At 35.9% G+C, this 25,563-nt stretch carries 24 protein-coding genes; 4 read left to right on the top strand and 20 right to left on the bottom strand.

Going from position 1 to position 25,563, the window contains the following annotated elements; genetic code table 11:
- Window positions 1-18 precede the first annotated feature (18 nt).
- From ACB104_RS13250 to ACB104_RS13220, 7 genes are all read right to left on the bottom strand, one after another.
- Entirely contained in the window at window positions 19-1,386 is a 1,368-nt protein-coding gene (locus tag ACB104_RS13250) for an MFS transporter (protein WP_370479465.1), read from the bottom strand.
- A gap of 101 nt (window positions 1,387-1,487) precedes the next feature.
- On the bottom strand, window positions 1,488-2,357 hold the full coding sequence (locus tag ACB104_RS13245) for a hypothetical protein (protein WP_370479464.1): 870 nt from the start codon (window positions 2,355-2,357) through the stop codon (window positions 1,488-1,490).
- A 22-nt stretch (window positions 2,358-2,379) separates the two neighbouring features.
- Window positions 2,380-3,972, bottom strand: coding sequence for a sodium:solute symporter (locus ACB104_RS13240; protein ID WP_370479462.1), 1,593 nt, complete (start codon window positions 3,970-3,972; stop codon window positions 2,380-2,382).
- A 119-nt stretch (window positions 3,973-4,091) separates the two neighbouring features.
- Complete coding sequence (locus ACB104_RS13235; RefSeq protein ID WP_370479460.1) at window positions 4,092-4,841, bottom strand: phytanoyl-CoA dioxygenase family protein; 750 nt, start codon at window positions 4,839-4,841, stop codon at window positions 4,092-4,094.
- A 30-nt stretch (window positions 4,842-4,871) separates the two neighbouring features.
- Window positions 4,872-7,139, bottom strand: coding sequence for a glycoside hydrolase family 31 protein (locus ACB104_RS13230; protein WP_370479459.1), 2,268 nt, complete (start codon window positions 7,137-7,139; stop codon window positions 4,872-4,874).
- Window positions 7,140-9,545, bottom strand: a complete 2,406-nt coding sequence (locus ACB104_RS13225) for an L-rhamnose mutarotase (protein WP_370479457.1) — start codon at window positions 9,543-9,545, stop codon at window positions 7,140-7,142. It abuts the gene before it with no gap.
- Between the two features lie 246 nt (window positions 9,546-9,791).
- On the bottom strand, window positions 9,792-10,871 hold the full coding sequence (locus ACB104_RS13220; protein WP_370479455.1) for a Gfo/Idh/MocA family protein: 1,080 nt from the start codon (window positions 10,869-10,871) through the stop codon (window positions 9,792-9,794).
- A 257-nt stretch (window positions 10,872-11,128) separates the two neighbouring features.
- Here ACB104_RS13220 and ACB104_RS13215 point away from each other — a divergent pair, with 257 nt between their 5' ends.
- The gene (locus ACB104_RS13215) at window positions 11,129-12,019 is read left to right on the top strand and encodes a helix-turn-helix domain-containing protein (protein ID WP_370479454.1); all 891 of its coding nucleotides are present in this window, start codon (window positions 11,129-11,131) and stop codon (window positions 12,017-12,019) included.
- 73 nt (window positions 12,020-12,092) lie between these two features.
- On the opposite strand, the gene ACB104_RS13210 is transcribed toward ACB104_RS13215, so the two are convergent.
- The 13 genes from ACB104_RS13210 to ACB104_RS13150 form a co-directional block, all read right to left on the bottom strand.
- Window positions 12,093-12,761, bottom strand: a complete 669-nt coding sequence (locus tag ACB104_RS13210; RefSeq protein WP_370479452.1) for a hypothetical protein — start codon at window positions 12,759-12,761, stop codon at window positions 12,093-12,095.
- A 12-nt stretch (window positions 12,762-12,773) separates the two neighbouring features.
- Window positions 12,774-13,217: a hypothetical protein gene (locus ACB104_RS13205; protein ID WP_370479450.1), complete on the bottom strand. Its 444-nt coding sequence runs from the start codon at window positions 13,215-13,217 to the stop codon at window positions 12,774-12,776.
- Window positions 13,218-13,289: 72 nt separating this feature from the next.
- Window positions 13,290-13,796 (bottom strand): Hsp20/alpha crystallin family protein, encoded by a 507-nt coding sequence (locus tag ACB104_RS13200; RefSeq protein ID WP_370479448.1) that lies wholly within the window; start codon window positions 13,794-13,796, stop codon window positions 13,290-13,292.
- Window positions 13,797-13,910: 114 nt separating this feature from the next.
- Window positions 13,911-15,284, bottom strand: coding sequence for an MBL fold metallo-hydrolase RNA specificity domain-containing protein (locus tag ACB104_RS13195; protein WP_370479446.1), 1,374 nt, complete (start codon window positions 15,282-15,284; stop codon window positions 13,911-13,913).
- 5 nt (window positions 15,285-15,289) lie between these two features.
- Window positions 15,290-16,132, bottom strand: a complete 843-nt coding sequence (locus ACB104_RS13190; protein WP_370479444.1) for an ATP cone domain-containing protein — start codon at window positions 16,130-16,132, stop codon at window positions 15,290-15,292.
- A 33-nt stretch (window positions 16,133-16,165) separates the two neighbouring features.
- Entirely contained in the window at window positions 16,166-17,020 is an 855-nt protein-coding gene (locus ACB104_RS13185) for a universal stress protein (RefSeq protein ID WP_370479442.1), read from the bottom strand.
- 74 nt (window positions 17,021-17,094) lie between these two features.
- On the bottom strand, window positions 17,095-17,925 hold the full coding sequence (locus tag ACB104_RS13180) for a universal stress protein (RefSeq protein ID WP_370479441.1): 831 nt from the start codon (window positions 17,923-17,925) through the stop codon (window positions 17,095-17,097).
- Window positions 17,926-17,938: 13 nt separating this feature from the next.
- Window positions 17,939-18,781 (bottom strand): universal stress protein, encoded by an 843-nt coding sequence (locus ACB104_RS13175; RefSeq protein ID WP_370479439.1) that lies wholly within the window; start codon window positions 18,779-18,781, stop codon window positions 17,939-17,941.
- An 18-nt stretch (window positions 18,782-18,799) separates the two neighbouring features.
- Window positions 18,800-19,648, bottom strand: coding sequence for a universal stress protein (locus tag ACB104_RS13170; protein WP_370479437.1), 849 nt, complete (start codon window positions 19,646-19,648; stop codon window positions 18,800-18,802).
- Between the two features lie 73 nt (window positions 19,649-19,721).
- Window positions 19,722-20,108, bottom strand: coding sequence for a hypothetical protein (locus ACB104_RS13165; RefSeq protein WP_370479436.1), 387 nt, complete (start codon window positions 20,106-20,108; stop codon window positions 19,722-19,724).
- A gap of 5 nt (window positions 20,109-20,113) precedes the next feature.
- A complete protein-coding gene (locus tag ACB104_RS13160; protein WP_370479434.1) occupies window positions 20,114-20,962 on the bottom strand; it encodes a universal stress protein in 849 nt (282 codons plus the stop codon).
- Between the two features lie 97 nt (window positions 20,963-21,059).
- On the bottom strand, window positions 21,060-22,115 hold the full coding sequence (locus tag ACB104_RS13155) for a response regulator (RefSeq protein ID WP_370479432.1): 1,056 nt from the start codon (window positions 22,113-22,115) through the stop codon (window positions 21,060-21,062).
- A gap of 15 nt (window positions 22,116-22,130) precedes the next feature.
- The gene (locus ACB104_RS13150) at window positions 22,131-24,068 is read right to left on the bottom strand and encodes a sensor histidine kinase (RefSeq protein WP_370479431.1); all 1,938 of its coding nucleotides are present in this window, start codon (window positions 24,066-24,068) and stop codon (window positions 22,131-22,133) included.
- A gap of 80 nt (window positions 24,069-24,148) precedes the next feature.
- On the opposite strand from ACB104_RS13150, the gene ACB104_RS13145 reads away from it, so the two are divergent.
- The 3 genes from ACB104_RS13145 to deoD are packed head-to-tail and all read left to right on the top strand — an operon-like array spanning window position 24,149 to window position 25,550.
- Window positions 24,149-24,550, top strand: coding sequence for a hypothetical protein (locus tag ACB104_RS13145; protein ID WP_370479429.1), 402 nt, complete (start codon window positions 24,149-24,151; stop codon window positions 24,548-24,550).
- Between the two features lie 5 nt (window positions 24,551-24,555).
- Window positions 24,556-24,852 (top strand): thioredoxin, encoded by a 297-nt coding sequence (gene trxA, locus ACB104_RS13140; RefSeq protein WP_370479428.1) that lies wholly within the window; start codon window positions 24,556-24,558, stop codon window positions 24,850-24,852.
- Window positions 24,852-25,550, top strand: a complete 699-nt coding sequence (gene deoD, locus ACB104_RS13135) for a purine-nucleoside phosphorylase (RefSeq protein ID WP_370479426.1) — start codon at window positions 24,852-24,854, stop codon at window positions 25,548-25,550. Before trxA ends, deoD begins: the two co-directional genes overlap by 1 nt.
- Window positions 25,551-25,563: the final 13 nt, after the last annotated feature.

Raw genomic sequence — 25,563 nt, 5'->3', positions numbered from 1 at the left:
GATATTACCAATACTGCTTTAAATATCGTCTCCATATCTTTCTTCTGTAATTTGCTCTAATGTTTTTCCCTGTGTTTTTGGAGTCCAAATCGTTCCTATTATTAAAGCGACAATTAGTAAGCCTATCATAACATTAGCAGCAGTGTGGAACCCTTCTCCGTGTTCTCCATAAATGAAAACAAATCCAAATCCCCATATCGCTGCTATAGCCCTAACCACAAAGAACATAACACCCTGTGCCGCTGCTCGGTATTTGGCTGGAAAGAGCTCGGATGCCCAAAGCGCATAAAATGCCTGTACGCTTAATCCTGCGTGAATACCCCAAAGAATGGTAAACGTCCACAGTGCAACATAATTTTTAATACCAATAAAAATAAGGATACCCCAAGCCACAATTCCTATTGCCGTACCTATAAAATATAACCAACGCTGATTCACTTTATCAATCAGCATCGAGAACCCGAAATAGGTCACTGCAATAATAATGAGCCATTGTATGGCAGATACCATATTGGCCTGTTCGTTTGAAAGTCCGCCAGCCGTTTCATAAATATGCTGTTGAAAAAAGCCCATTACTGAAGCCACCATGTTCCAGGTAACGTAAATTCCAGCGAGAAAAAGAATGGTACGAATATTTACTTTGTTGGTAAAAAGTGTTCCAAATGATGAGAAAACACTTGGCTTTTTTTCCTGACTTTGCTTCTGCTTGGCTTCTAGCCAATCTTTTGATTCATCTAGCTTTCGCTGAAGATTCCATGCTATAAAAGCCACAATAAATAAAGAACCAAAAATAAGACGACTACTGAAAACATTAACAGCTTCAATACTTGCATCGCTACCTATTAACATTGCTCCGACATCTTTCACATATTCAAACAAAACACCGGCCGAAGCATCACCTTTACCAGGTGCTAGCAACATGCCTAAAATCAAAATTATCGTTGGTCCCACGCCCCAGGCAAACTGCGAAATACCCATGTTGCGACCGCGATTCTTAACCTCGGAATTTTCGGAAATATATGTCCATGACGCAGGAACACCTATCCCAACCGATATGCCTGTAATTAAAAACCCTGCTAGCAACATCGGAAAATTTATTGTGAACATGATAATGGCAACCCCCAACATATACACCAACATATTGTAGGTGTAAATCTTTTTTCTACCATATTTATCGGCAAGAAAACCGCCTATAATTGCGCCAATAGCTGCTCCAAAAGCGTTGGCACTAATAGCATTAAGCCAACCAAGATGCCCCTCTGTAAGGCCAAGGTAATTTTGCCACAGCGTCAAACCACTAGCTCCTGCTACAATTGCTCCAGCATCGAGATAATTAGTAAGCGATACAGTGATTGTGCTTTTTAAACTTCCTTTTTTATGTTCCATTTTCTTATTTAATGTTTAGTGTGTTCTTATCACCTTCCAATTTAAGATTGTAAGTGCCTATTACAGCTGTTTTAAATTTTATGACGCTTGGTTTGAAGTTATTAATTTAGTTCTTTTTGAGCCGCTTCCCAACACTCTTGAATAATTTCTTTATACAACAAAGCCTGTTGCCAGCGATCGCCTTCTTCTTGTTCTTTACCGTTTTTATCTAAAATCGTTCTTTCATAAAATATTTCGGCTTTAAGCAATTCTATCGTAAAACAGATATAATCACCAGGTTTTGCCGATTTTAAAAAACCTAAAAACGAACGCTTCCACATTTCTTTAAAATCCTGAACATAACTTGCGTTTTTGTCAATTACATCCACTTGAATGGAGCCCGGATTGCCTATTCTACCGTGGATAAAACGTACCCTATCGAACACCGGTTGGATAAATTTCCATTTATTTTCTATCCCACCGTACACCATTTCCTGACCCGTGTACCAATGTGAAAAATCGCCATTAAAACGGATTTCTGGAAAGCGCTTAGTCAATTCTACGGTTCTCCATAAATCTTGAGTTATGGTAGCGCGGTGTGTTTCTATATAAATAGGAAAATCAAATTTTTTAGATGTTTCCAATACATACCGTACCAATACATCTATTTCTTCGTCACTTTCCATACCCCAACCCAAATGAATGGACGCACAGTTATAATTTCCACTTTTCCAAAGGGGCATCAATTCATCCAAATCTCCCACTTTGTTTATTCGAGCGTGCGCTGTTAGTTGTAAATTGAATGTTTTACAAAGTTCCGGGTCGCCATCCTGTACACCTTCAAAACCTACTTTGGCAATGGCCTCGTGCTTTTCACTATCGCTTCCTTTTGGGCCATCTGAAAAAGCTGGCAAATCTTCAAGCGTACCATAATTTACATCTACTCGTAATGAGGGTGGGTTGTTCGTTCCATCATTTGTGTTTTTAATCATCTTAAGCTGTTTTTAAAATTCTTTAATGACCATTAAAATAGATATACAAAACAATCATCACCATAAAAAGAACCGCCCAAAGAACTTTTACTTTCGGGGCAACCTTTGTTAATCCGCTAAAATCCAAAGTGCTTTTAAAAGGCTCACTTCTTTTGTCTAAAAGGGAAATAACCACAATGGCTAAAGCCAAAATCACGAAAATGAAAAAAGACAACAGTAAAAAATGTGGCCAAATTTTAACGGCACTTTCAGGGTCGTTAGGAAATACCCATAAGTATAAAATACCCACAGTCAAACTGAATAAGGTTCCAAAAACCAAAATACTATTGGCGGCCCTTGCGGTTGCTTTTTTCCAAAGAACACCAAACAAAAACACGACTGACATTGGTGGAGCGATAAAGCCTAAAACAGATTGGAAAACATCAAAAAGATTTAATCCTTTTATACTATCAATGGCCAATGTGATGAAAATGGATATGATGGCTCCCACCACGGTAACGATATGACCAACCTTAACTATTTTCTTCTGGCTTGCCTTGGGCTGAAACTTTTTAACATAGACATCCATAGTAAAAACCGTGCTCAATGCATTTAAAGACGAATCTATAGTGCTTACCAATGCCGCAATTAAAACGGCCATAACCAAGCCTTTCATACCAGTTGGAAATAACTCGGTAACCATGGTCATGTAAGCGGCATCTGGATTTTCTAAAGCCGGAAATAACACAAAGCACATAATACCAGGTAAAATGAACAACGGCACATCAATTATTTTTAACCAAGCGGTAAAGTTGGCTCCCAGTTGTCCTTCTTTTACACTTTTTGCACCCAGGACGGATTGCACCATGGATTGATCTGTACACCAAAACCAAACGCCCATAATTGGGTAACCCAAAAGAATCGCCACCCAAGGGTAATTGGCATCATCTGATGGCAGGAATAAATTCCAGTAATTTGATGGTGTATCACTCACCAACTGGTTAAAACCACCCACACGGTCCAGACCTACCCACATCAGGATTACCGAAACCACAATAAGCAAAACCATTTGTATAACATTGGTATAAACTATTGTTTTTAATCCCCCAGCCAACGTAAAAAATGCGGCAATAAGTAATAACACAATTACTGAAAGCCACATGGGTAAATTGAGGATTTGCTGTATCAAGATACCTCCAGCAAATAGGGTTAACGACAACCAGCTTAATAGTATAGTTACAATAGTGTACCAAGCCAAAATATTTTGCGTTGAATTCCCAAAACGCTTACCCATAAACTCTGGTAAGGTCTGCACTCGTGCACCCAAATATCTTGGAGCAAAAACTACAGCCAATAGAAAAATAAAAATGAATGCGTACCACGAAAAGTTTCCTGCAACAATGCCTGTGGTGTAGCCAATACTTGCGTTAGCAATTAACATGGAAGGACCTACATTGGTCCCCCACATATTGAAACCAATACTTTTCCAACTCAAAGAATTGCCTGCCAAGAAGTAGTTTTCATCATCACCACGTTTATTCCTCAAACTAAACCAAGCTCCTAAACCTACCAAAACCACGAGATAAAGGCCGACTACAGCAAAATCAAGAAAGTCCAATTGGTCGTATATATTCATTTTTTTAGTTGTTGGTTAATGGTTGTTGGCTGATTGATGTATTCTGATTAAAAAAACATAATTGCCCAGAGTATTGTTTGCTAATTGAACACATCTCTGAGCAATTCTAACTGATTATCTTAATATGCACTTATTTTTTCACCTTTTGCAATAAATGGTTCTGCCCAATATAAAGGCTCATTATTGCTCTTTAGAATAGGCTCTGCTGAATACTGAATTAAAAGTACTCGCCTCGATTTATTTGTTGTGTTCGAACCACTTCTGTGAAAACAGGTGCTTGAAAATAAAGCAACATCACCTGCTTTTAAGATTGCTGGAACGCCAGGGTTGTCGCCAAAATAGCCGATTTTATCATTGGTTCCTTCTTGTAGAACGTGATCAATTCGCTTTTCGGTACCGGCTTCTTTATAAGGCAACAAATATACCGTACCATTTTCTTCGGTAACGTCATCCAACGGGCACCAAACAGATAAATACGGTGTATGGTCAAAATCTAAATATCCAGAATCTTGGTGCCAAGAAAAAGTCATGCCCTTGTCAGCAGCTTTCACCACAAATTGCTCCAAAAACAAGTACACTTCTTCTCCTAATACCTTTCGAGTTATTTCTTCCATTTCTTTACCAAAAATGAGGTCTTGCATAGTCTCACTATCTTTATAGCGAAGCGCAATGAAATAGCGTTTGCCCTTATGGTTTATTTCGTCAACCTCAATACCTTTTCGGTCCATTTCATCATCTTTTTCTTTAATGAATCTTTGACATTCATCGCGTAAGCGCTCTATTAGTTCCTGCGGAATTACGTTTTTTACAATGCAAAAACCGTCTTCTTTAAACTGCCTTAATTGCTCATTGGTTATTACTGCACTCATTGTCTTATTTTTTAGTTGTTTTTATAGTTCTTATTTTATGAAATTTAGATATTTCCAAATTCCTTTGAAGTTTTTATCAATTTTAACGGTTGTGGTTTTACTCAAATCCATATCATCTGTGCAATTCACAGCTTCAGGATATATTGGAATTACAGCTCCTTTTTTTACCCAAACTGGCATGTCCATTAAATTTGCTGCAAAATCTCTAATCCAACCGTTGCCAGCAGCCTCTTCACCTGTAAAAAAATTAATCCAATTTCCATCGGGCAAATAAACATCCCTTTTATTTTCTGAATTCATCATTGGTGCAACCAAAAAGTCGTCGCCAAAACAATATTGGTCGTCAATATGCCAAACCATTTTATCTTTTGGGTAATGCATTAACAACGCGCGAATCAGAGGAAAACCAGAAGTTGTAGCCTTTTTACTTTCTTGCAATATGTATGGCAACAAGGCATAGCGGAGCTTCCACCATTTTCTAACCACATCTGCGATTTTTGGATAATAATAAGGCTCTCTTTTCGAGGTGCCATGATAACGAATATGCGAGGTAAATACCCCAAATTGGGTCCAGCGCACGTATAGGTCGTCCGGAATTACAGAATTCATAAAGTTAGGAACGCCATGAAAACCGGGTACATCATGGCTCCAAAAGCCAAAACCTGATAGCCCTAAGTGCAGTCCACCCTTTAACGAACCTGCCATGCCATCCCAAGAGGCCGCTGCATCACCACCCCAGTGTATTGGGTAACGTTGGCACCCACTCCATCCAGCCCGAGCCCAAATAATGCCGTCACCAGTAACTTCCTTTGTTACCTCGTAGGCAGCCTTTTGATAGAGTAATGCGTATAAATTATTAAGGCTTTCTGATGTCATATTATGATAATTGGCATCCAAATGGATTTCTTCTCCAAAATCAGTTTTAATGCAAGTAACGCCCATTTCTAGAAGTTCACGTAAAAGGTTTTTATACCATTCTACTGCCTTAGGGTATGTAAAATCAATACTGCCTGCATAATCTAAATTGCTAAAATTAGACCCACCTTTCATTACTTCAGCATTTAATTTTCCAATGTAATTGTTAGCTTTAGCTTCTTCATACTGTTCGGCATCTTCCGAAATATAAGGCATTTGCCATAAACTTACCCGATATCCATTTTGTTTTAAATTTGAGACAAACCGTTTGGGGTTAGGAAAACGTTCCGCATTGAATTTCCATTCGCAAAGCCAATCAGTTTTAAACCAGCCCGTATCCAAATGAATCACATCGCAAGGAAAGTCTTCATGTCTAAGTCTTTCGCAAATGGTATTAACTTCTTCTTCAGAAAAATAGGTCATCCTACTCATCCAGATACCATAACTCCAAAACGGAGGCAAAGAGGGAAAACCTGTTATTTTTTTATACTGATGTATAATTTTTTCCGGCGTTTCCTCACCAATCAAAAAAACGTCCATCACTGGTTCTTCGGCCAATAATTGTACGGATCTGGTTGAAAAATCGGCCATCGAGAATTTACAGTAAGTTGATGTATGCAAAAACAAACCGTACATTTCGCTTGATATATAAAACGGGATATTTTTATAGGTGCGTTTATTATTTACGCCTTGACCATCTTGATTTTTAAGTTGAAATGTGTTACCTGATAAATCCATTTTAGAAAAACGCTCACCAGTTCCAACAAATTTTTCATCTGGTTTTGCATGAAAAGATATTGTGGCTTTATTTGGTGTGCCATGCTTTTCAATAAATGATAAGCACATAGCATCCATTCTGCCAGGAAAAAACTGATCGTAGGCACTAACCTTAACTACCTTTTTACCATCTGGGTAAAATGTGGCTTGCATGGTTTCTTCCGGTGCGGGCAATAAATCGCTCCAATGGTCAATATCAGGATTTGATAAGTCGAAAATAGCGCGGGTTGAGCCATTATTATCTTTAACAATCCATTGGTTTTCGAACTTTTGAATATTCAATTTAACTTCCTGAATATCTTCTGCTATTTGAAGCATAGGTGATTCTAAAGTAACCTCCTTTTCAAAACCAATACTAACCCTTAAAATTTTATCACCGTAAGCTCGTAAAGACAGATTATAGTTTTTTCGGGGAACATCAAAATCTGGTGCAATGTCGTTGGACAATTTTTGGCATTGGAAAGGAACAGTAAGCATCACGCCCAATTCATATTGAACAATATCAATGGGTTTACAAGCTTTCCATAATTTTGAAACACCTTCTTCTTTGGTTAGGTCGGTATTAAAATCCAGAAAGTCAAAAAACTGATGGTTAGTCTGTTTCATTTAGTTTAGTTTCTCTAAAAACACCCAAGTTTCATCGGGTTTTGTGCCTTCAATTCCTGTTTGGTATTTTTTCATTAAGGCATTCCAATCGTCAACACGTGGATTGTCCTCTGTGGTTTTTGGATTTAGTTCGTCAAAGCTGGCTCCTTTAGGGATGCTGATTGCCAAAATGAGTTGCCGCCCATTTTTAAAAACCTGTAATTGCTGAAAATCTGCATTACAGAACCCCTCGGCTACCTCCGGCCATGCTTCAAACTGCGTTTTATGGTATTGTAAATACTCATCTTGCAGCTTTTCATCTTCAATCAAATTGGCTGTCAGCAGTATATGCTCCCACTCACTAGCTAAATCAGAATCTTTACAATGCTCAAATTTGTTGAAATTATAAACAGGTGCATTGTATGTTTTGATTTTGGCATTTGGGTATTCTAAGCTCAATTCATTCTTTAAATGTTCAACATGGTTCATTTTGGCATAAAGGACCATGTGATTCTCCCATTGATATAATTGTGCATCAATAACCCCATTTACTTTTGAAATCTCCTTGATTTTGGTATTATCGAAACCATCACCAACCAACTCAACCGCTGCGAAATGAGGTGCTTCCTGTAAAGGCCAATTTTTATCTATTTCCTTTTCTTTCAGCAAGTATTTGTAGGGACTTCTAATTCCGGCATTTTGTTTAATCTGTTCACTTACAAAAGCATTATTGTTCGTCCAAACAATGTCTGGTCCATTTGCATTTAGAAAGACCTTTTCAGAAGGTATCCAATTATCCTTTACTGTAAAATACGCTGAACCTTCATCTGTGTATAAATAAAACCAATGATATGGGTCGTGCGCATAAGGATTGAAATAAATGCTATCAATAACATTTTCTTTAATAACGCTTTCGGGCTGTGCAGAAAGGGTGTAAATACCCGCTGTATCATATAAATGTTTGCCGTAATGCGTAATTTTGTTGGCAACTACCTTATTGCCCTTCATGGCATTTATTGTTTTTGTCCAACCCCAACCTAAACCTATTCCAGTGTATGAAACATCAGAAATTGTATTATGGGCAATTGTGATATCTTTAACACAGCCAGCGCTAATACCAACACAACCCCAATCTTCATTGGTAACATCGGTAATTAAATTATCAGCTATAGTTTCGTTTGAACAAACTTCACGTTCGTCTTTTGGATTGTAGGGCAAATGATGTTCAATAGCTTCCTCTGAAAAAACACCAACGTTAATGGCACTTCCACCAATATCTTTAAATAAATTGCCTTGAACTAAATTATTATTGGTGCCCTTATTTAAATCTAAACCTGTTGACGATAAATGTTCAAATGTGCATTCTTGAAAATGAATGTTGTTGGAATAATTAACCTCAACCGCTGCACGTGGCCTGCCAATCCAGGCCTGATTTTCCAAGCCAGCTTTATCTGGTGTACCGGGTTCTTTCAATTTATAAGCATCCAATAGGTACATCCCGGCCTGAATGGGCACATGGCCTTGTTTTGAAGGGCGAAGCCAATTGCTGTATTGAAATGAAATACCCATAAAATAAACATATTGAACAGGATTGTCTACGGTGCCTTTTATTTCAACCAAATTTTCTAAAACAGGAGCAATAACTTTAACTGAAGACATATCTTCACCTTCTTTTTGATAGTAATATATTTTTGAATTTGCTTTATCTAAATACCATTCACCGGGTTCATCCAATAGACATAAAGCATTGTTTAAATAGAAAGCTGAGTTTCCTGTTTTTTCAGAAATCCAAGGAGCTGGCCATGGATGCTCACTTTGAATACGGCTTTCGGGCTGCTCAAAATAAAGCTTGGCACTATCACCTTTAATTTCCATATTTTTTATACGTAAATTGGCGATTGCCCACCATTGCTGAATGAACATTTCCATACCCGGCTCAAAGCTTACGGATTTATCTTTAAAGGGTATCCAACAGGTTTCCTCTTCTATATTCCACGACAAAATCCTATCCATTTCAGAACCTGATGTGCTTTTGGCCCGAGTAGCCTTTTTGTTATTAACCCATAACTGCCTAAAATCTAAAATGTTTCCTGCTTTTTTTGGTGCATCGGCCACCCAAATCAACCCAGGCTTCAAACCGTTTATTGCTCCTGCCCTTTTCCAATTTGTTATTGAAATTCCACCACTTAAAACGGGATGAGCATTTGTTTCGGCCTCTATAATTGTGGGACTTTCTGCAGTTCCAGAATCTTCAGGTCTTATAAAAACAGATTCATTTAAAAGATAAGTACCATCCATTAAAATAATTCGAATACCATTTTTAATTGAAGGGTCTCCCAACCGGCGCATATTTCTGGCCTTACGTAACGCCATATTTAACGTTGCAAGTGGACTTTCCTTTGTACCCAAATTGGTATCTTTTCCCATATTGCTTACCCAAATTTCAGTAGCATTACATGAAAAAACAAAACCCAGAAAAAATATAAAAAAGTAAACCTTTAAAACCTTAAACATTTATACAATTAATCTCATTAAATCTTTGGTCTGAAGCATTTTAAAAAATTGAAACCCAACAATAGCGTGGCAGACCAATAACTGGTGATGTATCAAAAATTTTAGCTAATATTGGCAATTTAACAATAATTCTATGCTATTTTTAAACTTTGGTCAATTTTATAAAGCTTGAAGTTCTAGACCAAATTCTTGTTTTACATCAGCAATTTTAATGGGAAGTCCTGTTTCTAAACTTCTATCCATGGCTTGCAATAGGGCCACCGTCCCAATACCTTCTTCCATATTTGGGTAAGCCGTAAAACCTTGCTCTATGCTATCAACAAAATACTCTAAATAGTTTTGATATTCCCCTGCATGATGAGATTGCCCCTCAAAACGATAATAATATTTAAGCTTTTCATCTCCCCAATACACTATGCGTTCCTCACCTTCATTGGTTGTTACAGAGTACCTCAACTCATGGTAATCAGCTTGGCTTGCCCCTAAAGTCCCTCTCAAAATACAGCTGAGCGTACTATCCCTTTTTGTGGGTTGTGTTGGCGAGGAATAAACTCCACTTACCCTCGCAATTCGTCCATCCTTAGCCTTAAAAATAAAGTGCATCGTGTCTTCATTTTTTAAACCTGCCTGCTCTCCATTTGTACTAATCATGCCATAGCCCATAACCTCATCAATATCTGGCAAATACCATCTCACAAAATCTACTGGATGGCTTAGACCACCGTACAACCATTTGAATGATTTTAACAAGGACCATTCTTTTTTTAAAAACCAGCGATTATCTGCATGGTAATGTGCCTCTACCGTAATTAAATCACCTATTGTTCCCTTATCAAATTCCTTTTTTTGTTTTTTCATAGGTTCTGAAAACCTGGAACTTTGCCCAATAAAGACCTTTTTTCCTGTTGCATGACTTATGTCCAACAACTCACTGGCTTCGGTTAAATCATCAATAAACGGTTTGGTGCATACTACATGTTTATCATGCAATAAAGCTTGTTTAACGTGCTCGGCATGTAAATGGTCTGGTGTATAAATGGCTATGATGTCAATAGATTTATCATCCAATAAATCTTGATAATTTGTTGTGTAGTTGTCAAAATCAAATTCCTTTGCACGTGTTTTACAAAGTTCTTCATTAACATCGCAAACTTTAACCAATTTAATTTTTTTGCTTTGCAAAGCAGCAGACATCGTGCTGCGACCTTCACCAAGACCCAGAATAGCTATGTTTAACATGGTCTATATTCAATTTATAGTTTGGAAACTAAAACAATTAGTCCAAACGGAATAGTTGTTAATTTGAATATAAAATTACCTTTTTTATAGTAAATTTGTGTTACTTTTAAGCGATGGTCAATTTTATAAAAATTCTCATGTGCTCCATTGGACATTTTTATTTAATATCGCTTAAAACTTGGCTGAGGAAGCTTTGATTGTTCATTTGATATAGAACATCAAATTTTTTTTACAAATCCCCAAAAACAAAGACTTTTATGAGCAATCTCAATATATGGTGGCACAAAGATGATCCAGGTCCTCTAAAAAACCTTCCTTTTATCGTTCAATTTGGCAGCATGAAATTCTCTAAAGTTAGGCTTGATGAAACTATGCGCCCACATTTGAATGATGGTATCGAAATACATTTTGTAAACAGTGGCAAATATAAATGGGTTGTAGACGATAAAGAAGTTGAATTACTTCCCGATAATTTATGTATAACCGCTCCTTGGCAATTAAATGGTAGCCCAACTGGGAAAATGGATATTGGTCAAATTAATTGGATGGTTATTAAACCCAAAAATTATGGAAAGAAAACCCCATTAAGTTTAGGCCCTTGGACAAAACTTGACCAAAAGTTTCAAGAAAGTTTAGGTCTTATGATTGCAGATGACAATAACTTGGTGATAGAAAAGGCTAAAATTTTCAAAAAGTATTTTGTTGAACTTGAAAAGGAACTAATAAATCAAGATGAAGGTTTTGAAATTATGGTGGGCAATATCATAGAGAACTTTTTTATTGAGCTGCATAGAAACCTATCGTTCAGAAAACAAAAAATTCACGAGGAGACCAATTTTATTGACAATTTAACCCAACTCGTTTTAGAAGATTTAAACAGAAAATGGATTATTGATGATCTGGCTTACAGATTTGGTATGGGCAAAACAAAATTCACTTATGAAGTGAAAAACTTAACGGGCTATCCGCCAAACAGCTTTATCATTAACCTAAAAATAGAAAAGGCTATTGATATGATTATGAAAGACGAAACCAACATGTCTGATATTGCCTATGCATGCGGATTTTCTTCGTTACAGCATTTTACCTCAACCTTTTCGCAACGTATTGGGGTTAGCCCCGGGAAGTATAAAAACCATAAGAAATAGATTCAATCATTTAATGCAGAAGATATTATCGAAGAGACGATAGTTGAAAAAGAAAACTACATTTTACCCCATTTTAATTTATTGCTTCAATTTGGTTTTGGTTCTCCAATATTTTTGGGCTAATGAGTTTTTGTTCTTCTAAAACCACAATAACGAGGCGCACGTAATCATTTATGGTTTCATCCATTGATTGAGGATCCATAATATCAATGTAGCCTTTCCAAATGAGTTCCCTTTCTTTTTCTGGGCAAATGCAATACATTGAGGTTTCGGCATGGTAGACGACGTATTCGTTGTAATAATCTGGATTATAATAGGCATCTTGGTATTTTAAATAGTCTTCTTTAAACCTTCTATAGGTTTTATCGTAACCATCATAATTGGTTTTGTAGTCTATTTTATCTTCAGTACCAATTACTTTTGTAAACAAAACAGTATCAAACCCATCATTTAAAAGTTGACTTTCCAATGCCTTTAGCTCTTCCTCCGTCCTGCTATTTGAGGTAAAAGAAGGCTCAAAAAAATCCAAACTTGTAACAGACTCTATTCCCCTAGCGGCATACTCCATTTGCAACTGGCCCTCAAATTGCTGCCTTGCCTTAAGATTAGAGGTCATGCCAACCAGTAAAACCTTATTAGGGCTGTAGGAGTCTATATCTGGGTTTTTCCAGTTATCAACCAGTTCGGTTGTAGAACAACTAAACACTAATAAGGCAATAATCAATATTTTAAAACGGTTCATTTTAAAATGGGTTTACTGAAGCAGGCGTTTTTGCTTTCCTTCTTTTATGATGTTTTTTATAAGCACAAACAATTGTGTTTTAAACGTTCTGTAGTTCTCTAAAAACTTGGTTACCCGAGTTATAAGCTCAACGTGTTCATTTTTATAACCATCCTCTTCATTTAGTTGGTCTATACCATCTACCATGATTTCAAGTCCTTTTTCATGTTTTTTAACCACCTCAAGCAAAGCATTGGTTGCTTTTTGCGAACTGCTTAAACGGGAAACTATTTTTTTACTTTCGGCAAAGTGTTTGGAATCAATAAGCTGAAGTGTATACGATTTTACCAAATCATCAAAAAACAATTGCTCATCTTTTATGAAATTGAGTTCAGATAGCCATTTAAGTGAATCTTTGTGCATGATATCAGCGCTTAACCAAGGCTGATATTTTAATTTTATTTCTTTCGTTTTCATCTTCTTCCATTTTTTAGTTTGAAAAAAAAGCAGAAAGCAAATCGTTTCATTGCTTTCTGCTTCCGCAAATTGCTATTCAACTTCAATAACTTTTTTAGGAATTTCTTTTTCAACAGGTTTCTCTTCTTTCAAAAGTTTGATTTTAAGAACTCCATTTTTATAAATGGCTTTTACATCTTGATTTAAATCTACAGAAGTTGGAAGAACAATTGATTTTTCAAAGGATCTATAACTAAACTCTCTTCGGGAATATCCTTCTTCTTTTTCCTTTTCTTCTTTTTCCTTTTCTCCACGAACGTGAAGTACATCGTCTTCAATAAAAACTTCAAAGTCTTTTTTATTGAAACTTGGTGCTGCAAATTCAATTTCAAAATCTTTTTCATGTTCTTGAACATTCATAGCTGGCATCAAACTATCTTCTTCCAAGAAATCATCATTAAAAATGTCATCAAATCCCATTAAGTTATTTAATCTATTGTTAAATAGTGTGCTTCCCCAAGGTCTTAAAATATTGGTGTTCCATGGGGTTGGTAATTGGTTTTCAAAAGGTGATAACCTATTACGTTTTCTTTTTTTCATTAATGTTGTCATAATATTTTATATTTGGGTTAAACTTAATTTCCAACCCTAATATATTCACAGAAATAGCTTTACGCAATGATATATATCAGTCAGATTGATTACGTTTGAAGGTTATATTAACACTTTTTCAACATCCGTAAGTTTCGGAATTTTAACAGTCCAGTTATAAGTATTCTTTATTTTTACACGGAAAGCATCGAGAGCATTTGGTTCTCCATGAACCAAGAAAACAGTTTCTGGTATGTTTTTGATGTTGCTCATCCAATCCAACAAATCATTTTGGTCGGCATGTGCCGATAAGCTTTCAATGCTTTTAATGTCTGCCTTAACGGGATAGTATTTTCCGAAGAAGCGTATTTCATGGGCTCCCTCTTGTAATTGTCGTCCTCGAGTGCCTTCTGCCTGATAGCCAACCAGCAAAACCGTTGTTGTAGGTTCGTCTATAAGTTGTTGTAAATAAGTTAGCACGCGTCCGCCAGTTACCATGCCACTTCCTGCTATTATGATTTTAGCACGTTTATCATCAATGGTTTCCCAGGTTTCCCTATATGATTGAACAATGTTAACGTGATGGCACATGGCGTTATAGTCTGCCATGGAAAGTTTGTGCCATTTGGGGAACCGCTTAAAAACATCCAAAACATTATTACCCATTGGGCTATCTATAAAAATGGGAATATTAGGGATTTTGTTTTTTTTATATAGTTCCCAAAGTAAATACATGAGTGTTTGTAAGCGCTCTACCGCAAAACTCGGGATAATTAAATTCCCTTTTTTATGAATGGTTTCATTTACAAGTTCGGTTAAAATGGCTTGTACATCCTCTTCGGGGTGCAACTTGTTTCCATAAGTACTTTCAACAAACAAAAAATCGGCCCATTTTGGCTTTTTGGGATTGTCCAACAAATAATCGTTGCGCCGGCCAACATCACCGGAAAAAACAAATCGTTTTCCGTTAACATCCAATTCTATAAAAGTTGCACCAATGATATGCCCATTGTATTGAAACCTGAATGATATATTTTCGGATAACCTTATCCATTTATCTGGCATTTCAACCTGAAATAAGCCAATGGTTTTTTCGGCTTCAAACTCCATATAAAAAGGCAAAGCAGGATGATGTTTGGTATATTTTTCTTGATTCGCTTTTTTGGCTTCTTCCTCCTGTATTTTGGCGCTGTCCATTAAAATTATTTCTGCAATGGCCAATGTAGGTGCCGTACCTAAAATTTTTCCTTTAAAACCCTGTTTCATTAAACGAGGTAAATAACCCACATGATCAAGATGCCCATGAGTAAGCAATACAATGTCAATCGCTTCAACATCTACGGGCAAATCATCCCAATTAAGCTCCCTTAATTCCTTTAACCCTTGAAACATACCGCAATCAATCAAGATATTCTTTTCCGAAGTTTCAATAAGAAATTTTGAACCCGTCACAACACCGGCTGCACCTAAGAAATTTATTCTGCAAAAATTGTCCATGGATTTTAGCTATTACACAACATACTTATTTCACTTAAAATTTTTTCTTTTCTAGCGTCAGAAACTCCCAGATGATCGAGGTAAAAAGCATCGCCAATCAATTGACGGCACAAAACCACATCCCTACTCAACAAAAATTGCTTTTCCCTATTCGTTAAAAGCGTTGAAACCGTAATCGGATATAGACCCAAACGGTCAATACGATCTTTTAAACCATCATTTTTAGGGTAATCCCAACTCAGCAAGTACAGATTAACGCAACTACCATATTTGATGGCATCTTCTGTAAACCTTGTATTGGTGACCACCCATCCTTTTGTAAGTTTTGATTCGTTCTTTAAATCACCATTCCAAAAAGCCTTGATATCATTATAGCGTGAGTAGATATACAACGGAATCTTCACATTGCAATTTAGCCCTTCTTCACTGTGGAATTTACATTCTATTACAGAGGTTTCTCCATTCTTATGCGCCAATACATCAACCTCGTGGGTTACACATTGGCCTTGTAAAATCCTACCAACTTCGGTTTTATAGCCTGAATAACTTAGAATGGCACTTACAAAACGCTCAAACGGAAATCCCGTTGGTCCCAATTCATAAATGGCTTTTTTTAACTTGTATTTTGAGGCTAAATAGCTCTTTTTCCGCTTTAACAAGGCGTATGCCCTATTGTAGATTTCTTTTGTTGAAATGCCCTGATACAATTCATCCCTCACTTTGTCAATTATTTGATTGATGGTCTTCTGGTCTGCACCAACACGCTTAAGTGAAGACCTGAGTTTTTCCAAAGAAAATTTTGTTTTCTCACCAGAGGATTTGATAATATCTACAACATTGTTTTTCATACGTTGACTATTTTAACCCCAAAAACGAAAACATTAATTCCTTAAATCATGCATGACCATTATTGGAACAGTAGAATCATTGCCGATTTCCTTAACCAAAGGATGTGACAGTATGCTGCCAAAAAACATGTGTTTTTTGTTTATAAAAGCAACCATATCACTTTCCCTACTTTGAACAAAACAATTTATAGCTGAAGGTACGTCGATATGTTTAAGGGAATGAAACGTATGCAGAACACTATTAAAATATTCGGCCAAAAGCTTTTTGTTACTCAATTGTTCTTGACTTAAAATGACTTCTTCCGAAACATGCAAAACTCTTATTGCTGCGTTACAGTTCTTACTTAAATCGATTAAATATTGAAGTTCCTTTCTTTTTAAATGGGTTTTGTAACTGGTTGGAAAAACAATTTCCTTTGGTATGTTGTGTTTCGCCAATTCTGGCACCACAATAACAGGGCAGTTTCTCACTTTTTCCATAACATTAATGGCTACACCACCAAACATTCCGTTTCGCGCCGAGGTTTTACCCTTAGTGCCCATAATGATAATTTCTATATCCTTTTCCTCAACAACATTCTTAATGGCTTCAACAACATGGTTATAAACCGAAATTGTTTCAAAATGATGTTTGGTATTGCCATGGTCCCTAAAAGCCAACATGTCCAGGATTTTTGCCAAATTATTTTCCGATTCTAATTTAGCCGTTTCATAAAGTGCACCTCCTGGTTCCATATTGATTAAACCACCAATAATATCACCAGATAAAGAAAAAACATTTAGAATGTAAAAATCGCACTGTTCCTTTTTGTATAGCTCTATGGCATAAGTAATGGCCTGCCATGCATTTTTAGAAAAATCGGTTGGCAAAAGTATTTTACGTCTCATGATATAGCTATTTAGTCAGTATTTAAATTTATACCAACCAATGGCCAAAACCTATGATATTTATCAGTGAGCTTTTATTCGGGAATCACCAAAAACGGTATGGTGGGGTGAAACCCTATTTTTTTGATTACCGGTTCATTAAGTATGTTTTCTATAAAACTGTGCTTGTAGTTTATCATGGCCAATAAATCTATATCCAACTCATCAATAAAATCATTAATCTCAACTACTTTTTTGGCATATTTGGGCATCCAATGGAGGCTGTATTCGCAGTGGTTCAAATGGCTTTGGAGCATCATCAAATTATAATTCTGAACATCATTCAATTCTTTCTTTTCATTAATATGCACAATCCTAATTTTAGAATTGTTCAAATCAACAAATTCTTTTAAAGGTTCTAACTCCCTATCATTGTAGAATCGATTGTAATCTGTTGGAAAGGCAATTTGGTGCGGCTCAGTAAAGTCGTATTCTTCAGGAACAATTAAAATAGGGCAATCTTTCAAGCCTTTTGTAATGCTTACCGTATTGCTGCCAAAGAAAAATTCTTTCGCTCCGGTTGCCCCTTTTGTGCCCATAATGACCAAATCAATATCCCATTCTTTAATCGCTTTTTTTATGGCATCCTTTAAAACTTCGGTACTCAAAATTATTTGAAAATTATGATTGGCATTGGCATCAGATGTTTCGGCCAGACTTTTTAACTCCAATAACTCTTTCATTGCATCGCTTTTCATCTTATCGATTAATTTGCTTGAAAGGTTTGAAAACATAGGTACATCAATAGATACCGAGTTTAAAAAATAGAAGGTGCAAAACTCGTCTTTTAGAAGCTTTAATGCATAAACTGTTGCATTCCAAGCATTATCTGAAAAATCTGTGGGCAACAAAATTTTGCGTAACATGACCTATGCTTTTTTATGTTTTAGCTGGTATAACCAAAAACGGCACATTTAAATGGAATCCGATGTGGTTTATTTTCGATTTGAAAAATAAATTCTCAAAAAACGAGTGCTCATTGTTTATCATGACCAACAAGTTTATTTTCGCTCTCAACTGAAAATTATTAATGGCCTCTGGCACATCTTGATTGCTGATACTGTGAAACAAGTGGGCGATTTCTCCAAAATATTTTTCAAGTAACGCCTTATTGGCTTCTTGGGCTTCAGACAACTCGTAACCATATGAAACATTCATGATATTAACGCGCGTGTTATAAAGCGAAACTATATCAATTAACGGCTTAACATCATCCTCTTGGTACTGCATTTCATAGTCTGTTGGAAACAAGATTTCTCTCGGAATTTCAAAATCAAAACCATCTGGAATGGCCAAAACAGGGCATTTTACATTTTTGAAAACATGCACCGTATTGGAGCCAAATAAGACTTCCTGCAAGCCAGAAGCTCCTTTGGTACCCATAACTACATAATCTATTTCATTTTCTTCAACAAAACTTTGAATTTCCAGAATAAGGGTATTGAATGCAGCAATTCTCTCAAATTTATGGTTAGGGTTCTTAAACTTCTTTTTTATTTTCTTTTCAACATCCTTTAAATGGCTGATCACCTCTTCCCGTATTGAATCACCCAATCCAAATTGGGAAGGATTAATCAACACGTACTCTACATGGTAAACCGCGGGCGTATAGGTGTGCAACAGATAAAATGTGCAGACTTCATCCTTAAAAAGTTTCAGGGCATATTCTATGGCATTCCATGAATTATTTGAAAAATCGGTGGGAAGCAATATCTTTTTCATGCTTTTATGTTTAATAGTTTAGTTACGTTCAATGTTTTGCAATGCTAAAAACGGAATGTCTAGATGTAAACCCAGTTCGTCTATAGTTGATTGGAACAAAATATTATCTGAAAATGTATGTTTTGAATTGACCATCACCAACATATCAATCTTATTCTCCTTTACATATCTGTATATAGAACCAACAATATCATGGCTGTTCTCTACGTTAAAATTTAGCTTGTTTTTACAGAGCTCTTCTTTTAAAAAGTTTTGGTTGTCTTCTTGTCTTTTTGATAGTGTTTGTGTTTTGGACAGATACAAAACATCTATTTTAGACCTAAAAGAAGAAAGCATTTCGCAAACTAGTTTTAGTTCCCTTCTCTTATAAGGAATCATATAATCTGTTGGGAAAAGTATTCTCTTTGGCTGTGTATATATGTAATTTTTTGGAATGGCCAGTACCGGGCAATCAACGTATTTTAATACCTGCAACGTATGGCTCCCAAAGGTTAGCTTTGTTTTATTGGTTTCACCCTTTGTACCCATAACCATGATATCAATATTCTCTTTTTCGACAATTTTATGGGCTTCATCCAAAAGGGTATTGTTCGCCAAAACCATGTTGTACGTATGCCTCGGATTTGGTGAAATGGAATGGATTTTTTCTAGGGTATTTTCAAGTTTTTTTTGGGCTTCTTTTTTTGTGGCCTCTGCAACATTTTGTACAATGTTATTTGAGGGCGATGTTTCATAAGCATAGACCAAATCTTGGTATGCATGCATGATGAAAAATTCGCTGACATCATATTTAAATAAACTTACAGCGTAATTAATGGCATTCATTGCATTAACTGAAAAGTCGGTGGGTATCAATATTTTCCTCATCTTCTCAAGACATTATCTTTAAAGTTAAGAACTTAATAGCTTTTGGACAATGATATTTGTCAGTCTGCCACCCCTATTGCGGTACAATGCCATAAGCCGCATTCAACAAAAAAAGACCTGTAAAAAATAACAGCATATAAATAACCTGTACTAGTTTTATATTGATAAGTTGTAATCCGGCAATGGTGCGCTTTGGGAATATGAACAACAACAACCCAATGAATAGTGAAGTCCACCCAATGAGAGTAATTATAATCTTCCAACTTAATTCCCAAATATTGTGGAACAATATATTTACCAAGCCAACTATTATGGCCACAAATGCTGTTATTATGAGAAACTTTTCATCATTTAAATCATTAAATATTTGCTTTATGCGTTTCGGGTTTAGACTTAAAATAAAAAAGAAAATAATCAGGTACCAACCCCAAAATTTTGCTAAAAACATAGAACTTTCCATAACAGTTAATTTTTTTCATGTAAGACTAAAAACGGTATCTCTGTATGATAACTTATTTCTTCAACTTTTGAATGGAACAAGATGTGTTGAAAATAGTTTAGGTTTTTGGCTACCATACAAATCATATTAATATTTCTGCTTTCAATAAAACATTGAATGGCGTCTTCAAAATTTTTATTGGTTAGATAGTGAAAACTATGGTCAAACGGACTAAAGTAGTCCTCAAGTAATTCCTTAGTGTTTTTCTGGTCGTTGTTTAAATCTGTTTTCTTTTTGGAAATATGAAGAATTCTTAATGCGGCTTTCCATTTTTCCAATATTTCGGATAAAGGCTCTAAAATTTGAATGTTGTAGGTTAATGAAAAATCGGTAGGAAACGCTATCTCTTTTGGTTTGGTAAATTCTGCAAGTTCAGGTATGGCCAAGGTGGTGCATTTTACTTTGGTAATGATATCGCCGGCATTGCTGCCAACAATCATTTTTCTTAACCCCGAGGCTCCTTTAGTACCCATAACTATCAAGTCTATTTGTTTTTCTTCAACTTGTTTTCTTATGGAATCAATAAAGAAATCGTCATCGGTTATGGTATAAAACCTGTGGTTTTTATTTTCAGGAAATTGCCTCGAAATACGTTTTAAAATCTCGCGCAGTTCTTGCTTGGCCGGCAAAGCATAAATTGTTTCTACAACATGTTGTGTCGTTAAATAGGGTGAATCATCCAAAACAATAGTGCTGGGCCTATTAACATGCAACAAGAAAAAGTTACATGCTAAGGTGTCAAAAAAATTTATGGCGTATTTTATGGCATTCCATGAATTTTCTGAAAAATCGGTGGGCAATAATATATTTTTCATCAAACTGCATTTTTTTATCTTTTACTAATTTATGCAGTGCTTGGTTTTAATGAAATGATATTGGTCATTTTTGGAATTTAATAAAAATTGAATCTCGTTAATTCACAATTTTCAACCGTTCAATATCAATAACTTTTATGTTTCTACCATCGGCTTTTATAATGCCTTCTTTTTTAAAAATGGCCAATGTTCTTATTAAAGTCTCAGGCGCAATACCGGCAACACTTGCCAAATCATTACGGGATATTTTTATGGGATCGTTTGGCTTTCTGTTAATTTTTTCAGCAAATTTTAAAATGGTAGCTGCGGTTTTTTTGTTTACCGAACTATATGCCATTTGAACAAGTTCGTCCTTAACCTCAGACAAATTATCGGCCAAAAGTTCAAGCAGGGCAATAGCCACCTCATGGTTTTGACTGAGCACATCCTTAAATTCTATGATTGAAATGCCCACCAATTTTGTGTCTTCTATGGCAACGGCGCTTTCTTTATGAGGCATATTTTGGGTAAAGGAATTATACCCAAACAAATCATCTTCTTTATATAAGGCCGTAGCAAGTTCTTTACCTAGCTCGTTAATCTGGTAGCACTTAACGGCACCTTTGGATATCAGGTAAATATAATTTGAGTGGTCGCCCTCCCGATAGACAATATCTTGGGCGTTAAAGGAGAACTCATGGCCATAGTCATCAAAAAAATTCTTTAAATCGTTTAGCGATTTCAGTTCACTTTCATTTGGTTGAATAGCTTGTTGCTCCCGACTCTTTTTCAATTCCTTTAAAATGGAAACTTTAGCCAAACGGCTTTCAATGGCCGTAATCAGTTCGTCTTCTGAAAATGGTTTAGTTAAATAATCATCTGCACCCATATTCATACCCTTTCTAACATCCTCATGTTCTGTTTTGGCAGACAAAAAGATAAAGGGTATATATTTGGTATTCTGGTTTTTGGAGAGTATATCAAGAACGCCATAGCCATCCAGTTCAGGCATCATAATATCGCACACAATAATATCGGGAAGGTGCTTTTTGGCCATATTCACCCCAACCCTACCATTTGAAGCCGAAATAACCTTGTATTTTGATAGCTCCAAAAGCTCTGCGGTGTTTTCCCTTAGTACGGTATCGTCTTCTATAAGTAGAACTGTTTTCATCGGTTCATATTTAGTTTATTGGCTTTGTTCTTTGGCTACATTTGGAAATTTAATCGTAAATGTGCTGCCTTTATTTTCTTTACTTTTAAAGGAAATGGTTCCGCCCAATTTTTCTAAGTGGCTTTTTGCAATATTTAGACCAATTCCCGTGCCTTGGGTATTCATAACATTTTCGGCCCTAAAATACCGTTCGAAAATGCTTTTCTGGTCTTTTTCAGGAATACCAAAGCCATTGTCCTTCACCTTTATCGTTGTAATTTTTTTATCTTGTTTTACGTGTAAATCAATTACGGAACCCTCGGGCGAATATTTAATGGCGTTATGCAATAAATTTGAAAAAATCAATTGAATGATTTTCTCATCTTGAAAAAGCGACAAATCATCAATATTTTCAGGATAATTTATTTGTTGCCCTTCCTTTAAAAGCATGTTAGAGTTATAAACGACCTCGTTTACCACTTTGCTCAATTTAAAATGATTAAACTTGTAATTCACCTTACCGGTTTCCAGTTTTTCAATGGATAGAAAGTCATTAAGTATGTTGTTTAAGTAATGGACCTTATCCGTTATTGTTCTAATATGCTTGTCGCGGTTTTGTTGCTGTTCACTCAACGTGTACTTACCCAAAAGTTGGCTTGATGTTAAAATTCCGCTCAATGGGGTTTTAAATTCATGCGATACCAAAGACAAAAACTTTGTTTTTAGCTCGTTGAGTTCCTTTTCTTTACTCAGCGCCTTTTTTAGTTGTTCTGTTCTTTCGGCCACAGTATTTTCAAGTTTTGTGGTATAGTTTTTTCGCTCGGTTATGTCCAAAATAATGGCTATAAAAACATGCTTTTCGTTTAAGTTTGAAAGTTGCAAATGAACCTCAACAGGATATTGAGAACCATCTTTACGTTGGTGTAGTCCTTCAAATTCCAATTTTTCTACTTTTTTTTGCAACAGAAGATTGATGGTCTTTTTGAATTCTGCCTCACCGCCATTTACATTAATATCCAAAGGCGTCATGTCTTTCAGTTCCTTAAGGCTGTAACCTATATTTTTTTGGGCGCCGTAGTTTATATTGATGAATTTTAGGGTTTCTGCGTCAAAAACATAGATTTCATTTAACGATTCATCAAAAATCGATGCCAAATGATGACGCTCCTCTTCCATTTTCTTCTTGAGCGTCACATCATTTTGAATGCCAATAAAATGGGTAACTGTACCTCTGGAATTGGTTATTGGAAAAATATACACATCATTCCAAAACATGGTACCATCCTTCTTATAGTTCCTCAAGGTTGCTTGGCAGCTTTTACCATTTTTTATGGCTTCCCGTAAATTTTTCAAAGGAGGTTGGTCTCTGTCGTTTCCTTGCAAAAACCTACAATTATTATTAATTATTTCTGAATAGGAATATCCCGTAAGGTTTTGGAAGGCAGAATTAAAATATATTATTGGGTTGTCTGGCCTTAATGCGTCGGTAATGATTATACCATTGTTGGCAGATTGTAAGGCTTGTGTACGCAGCATCAAGTTTTTTTCAATTTCCTTCTTTTCAGAAATATCATTGATTAAAGCCATTACATAGGTCTTGTCGTAAACCGAAAAAGGGCTTAACTCAATCTCTATGTTAAAAATGGTGCCATCTTTCTTTAAGCCAAAAATATCTTTTGCCACTCCCATTTTGCGACGTTTTCCCCTTTTAATGAACCTTTCAAAATAAGAAGTATGAGCTTTATGGTAATTTGAGGGTATTAATAAATTAATGTGCTTGTGTATAATTTCATCTTTTGCATAACCAAAAATAGTTTCAACGGAGGCATTAACCTCCATAATCTTTTGGTGGCTGTCCACAATAATAACGGCCTCAGATACAGTTTTTAAAAGAATATTGAATATTTCTTGATCTTGCTTAAACATAACCACCCCTAATTGCAAAGCATAATAATTGAAGCGAAAAGTAATCATTATATCTATGAAATTGACTGATTTATGTCATGTACGAAAAGGCAAAAATTATGTAATTTTATAGATGATTTTTTTACAAAATGAAACCTTTAAATAATCTTCCAAAGCATTTTTATCAAAATCTTGGAAAGCTTTTTTATGCCATTTCCGCAGCGGATAACTCGGTTAACAAATCAGAGATAAGTAAACTGAAAAAGTTTGTGCATGATCAATGGTTGGAGGTGGGGGAAGCACATGGTTTAAAAGAAAATTCAGTAAATCAAATAGAACTTATTTTTGATGATGCCAATAGCAAACAACTTAGCCCAGACAAGTGTTTTTCGGATTTTGTTGCCTATAAAAAAGAGCACAAATCATTGTTTACCAAAGACATCAAAAATCTCATTCTAAAAACCGCTAGTGCCATGGCTAATGCCTTTTCCAGTCTAAACAAATCGGAATTGATTATACTCGCCAAACTAGATTTAGAGCTAAAAAAATAAAAGAAATGAAAACAAACTTTAGTACCATTGTAAACGCCAATGAAGCTGTATTGATTGATTTTTATGCCGATTGGTGTGGCCCATGTAAAATGCTTGCTCCAATATTAAAGGATGTAAAACAAGAACTTGGCGATGCCATAAAAATCATAAAAATTGATGTGGACAAAAACCAAACTTTAGCCTCCAAATACCAAGTAAGAGGTGTGCCAACCATGTTGCTTTTCAAGAATGGAAAACAAGTTTGGCGACAATCTGGCGTACTTCAAAAAAATGACATCGTAAATATTATAAAATCTAGCTAATGAGTATACATATTGAAGCAAAAAAAGGAGACATTGCAGAGTCCGTTTTATTGCCAGGAGACCCGTTGCGCGCCAAATGGATTGCAGAAACTTTTTTGGACGACTACTTTTGCTACAACGATGTGCGAGGTATGTTGGGCTTTACTGGGTATTATCATGGCAAAAAAGTTTCGGTGCAAGGCACCGGAATGGGTGTGCCCTCTGCCCTTATTTATTGTCATGAACTCATAAATGATTACGGCGTTAAAAACCTCATTCGTGTTGGCTCTACGGGATCTTACCAAAAGAACATCAATTTGCGCGATATCGTTATTGCCATGGCGGCATCTTCAACTTCGGGCATCAATAATTCCCGGTTTATTAATGCCGATTATTCACCAACGGCGGATTTTGAATTGTTTATGAATGCGGCTTTGTATGCAAAAAAAAACAACATTCCCATTAAAGCGGGTAATGTTCTTACCGCCGACGAATTTTATGAGGATGATGTTAATGCCTATAAAAAGTGGGCTGAATTTGGTGTATTAAGCGTAGAAATGGAAACGGCAGGGTTGTATACCATTGCTGCTAAATTTAATGTAAAGGCACTATCTATTTTAACGGTATCCGATTCGTTGGTAACCAAGAAAGCCATTTCTGCCGAAGAACGGGAAAGCTCTTTTAATAACATGATAGAAATTGCGCTGAATACTTTTTAAGTTGCAAAAACAG

The organism is Tamlana flava, assembly GCF_041287255.1.
Lineage (GTDB): Bacteria > Bacteroidota > Bacteroidia > Flavobacteriales > Flavobacteriaceae > Tamlana > Tamlana flava.
This window is presented reverse-complemented; position numbering and strand designations above follow the sequence as displayed.

Excerpts from the sequence above, each read along its gene's own strand:
- ACB104_RS13250 (WP_370479465.1), bottom strand. The coding sequence starts at position 1,386 with ATGGAACATAAAAAAGGAAGTTTAAAAAGCACAATCACTGTATCGCTT.
- ACB104_RS13245 (WP_370479464.1), bottom strand. The coding sequence starts at position 2,357 with ATGATTAAAAACACAAATGATGGAACGAACAACCCACCCTCATTACGA.
- ACB104_RS13240 (WP_370479462.1), bottom strand. The coding sequence starts at position 3,972 with ATGAATATATACGACCAATTGGACTTTCTTGATTTTGCTGTAGTCGGC.
- ACB104_RS13235 (WP_370479460.1), bottom strand. The coding sequence starts at position 4,841 with ATGAGTGCAGTAATAACCAATGAGCAATTAAGGCAGTTTAAAGAAGAC.
- ACB104_RS13230 (WP_370479459.1), bottom strand. The coding sequence starts at position 7,139 with ATGAAACAGACTAACCATCAGTTTTTTGACTTTCTGGATTTTAATACC.
- ACB104_RS13225 (WP_370479457.1), bottom strand. The coding sequence starts at position 9,545 with ATGGGAAAAGATACCAATTTGGGTACAAAGGAAAGTCCACTTGCAACG.
- ACB104_RS13220 (WP_370479455.1), bottom strand. The coding sequence starts at position 10,871 with ATGTTAAACATAGCTATTCTGGGTCTTGGTGAAGGTCGCAGCACGATG.
- ACB104_RS13215 (WP_370479454.1), top strand. The coding sequence starts at position 11,129 with ATGAGCAATCTCAATATATGGTGGCACAAAGATGATCCAGGTCCTCTA.
- ACB104_RS13210 (WP_370479452.1), bottom strand. The coding sequence starts at position 12,761 with ATGAACCGTTTTAAAATATTGATTATTGCCTTATTAGTGTTTAGTTGT.
- ACB104_RS13205 (WP_370479450.1), bottom strand. The coding sequence starts at position 13,217 with ATGAAAACGAAAGAAATAAAATTAAAATATCAGCCTTGGTTAAGCGCT.
- ACB104_RS13200 (WP_370479448.1), bottom strand. The coding sequence starts at position 13,796 with ATGAAAAAAAGAAAACGTAATAGGTTATCACCTTTTGAAAACCAATTA.
- ACB104_RS13195 (WP_370479446.1), bottom strand. The coding sequence starts at position 15,284 with ATGGACAATTTTTGCAGAATAAATTTCTTAGGTGCAGCCGGTGTTGTG.
- ACB104_RS13190 (WP_370479444.1), bottom strand. The coding sequence starts at position 16,132 with ATGAAAAACAATGTTGTAGATATTATCAAATCCTCTGGTGAGAAAACA.
- ACB104_RS13185 (WP_370479442.1), bottom strand. The coding sequence starts at position 17,020 with ATGAGACGTAAAATACTTTTGCCAACCGATTTTTCTAAAAATGCATGG.
- ACB104_RS13180 (WP_370479441.1), bottom strand. The coding sequence starts at position 17,925 with ATGTTACGCAAAATTTTGTTGCCCACAGATTTTTCAGATAATGCTTGG.
- ACB104_RS13175 (WP_370479439.1), bottom strand. The coding sequence starts at position 18,781 with ATGAAAAAGATATTGCTTCCCACCGATTTTTCAAATAATTCATGGAAT.
- ACB104_RS13170 (WP_370479437.1), bottom strand. The coding sequence starts at position 19,648 with ATGAGGAAAATATTGATACCCACCGACTTTTCAGTTAATGCAATGAAT.
- ACB104_RS13165 (WP_370479436.1), bottom strand. The coding sequence starts at position 20,108 with ATGGAAAGTTCTATGTTTTTAGCAAAATTTTGGGGTTGGTACCTGATT.
- ACB104_RS13160 (WP_370479434.1), bottom strand. The coding sequence starts at position 20,962 with ATGAAAAATATATTATTGCCCACCGATTTTTCAGAAAATTCATGGAAT.
- ACB104_RS13155 (WP_370479432.1), bottom strand. The coding sequence starts at position 22,115 with ATGAAAACAGTTCTACTTATAGAAGACGATACCGTACTAAGGGAAAAC.
- ACB104_RS13150 (WP_370479431.1), bottom strand. The coding sequence starts at position 24,068 with ATGATTACTTTTCGCTTCAATTATTATGCTTTGCAATTAGGGGTGGTT.
- ACB104_RS13145 (WP_370479429.1), top strand. The coding sequence starts at position 24,149 with ATGAAACCTTTAAATAATCTTCCAAAGCATTTTTATCAAAATCTTGGA.
- trxA (WP_370479428.1), top strand. The coding sequence starts at position 24,556 with ATGAAAACAAACTTTAGTACCATTGTAAACGCCAATGAAGCTGTATTG.
- deoD (WP_370479426.1), top strand. The coding sequence starts at position 24,852 with ATGAGTATACATATTGAAGCAAAAAAAGGAGACATTGCAGAGTCCGTT.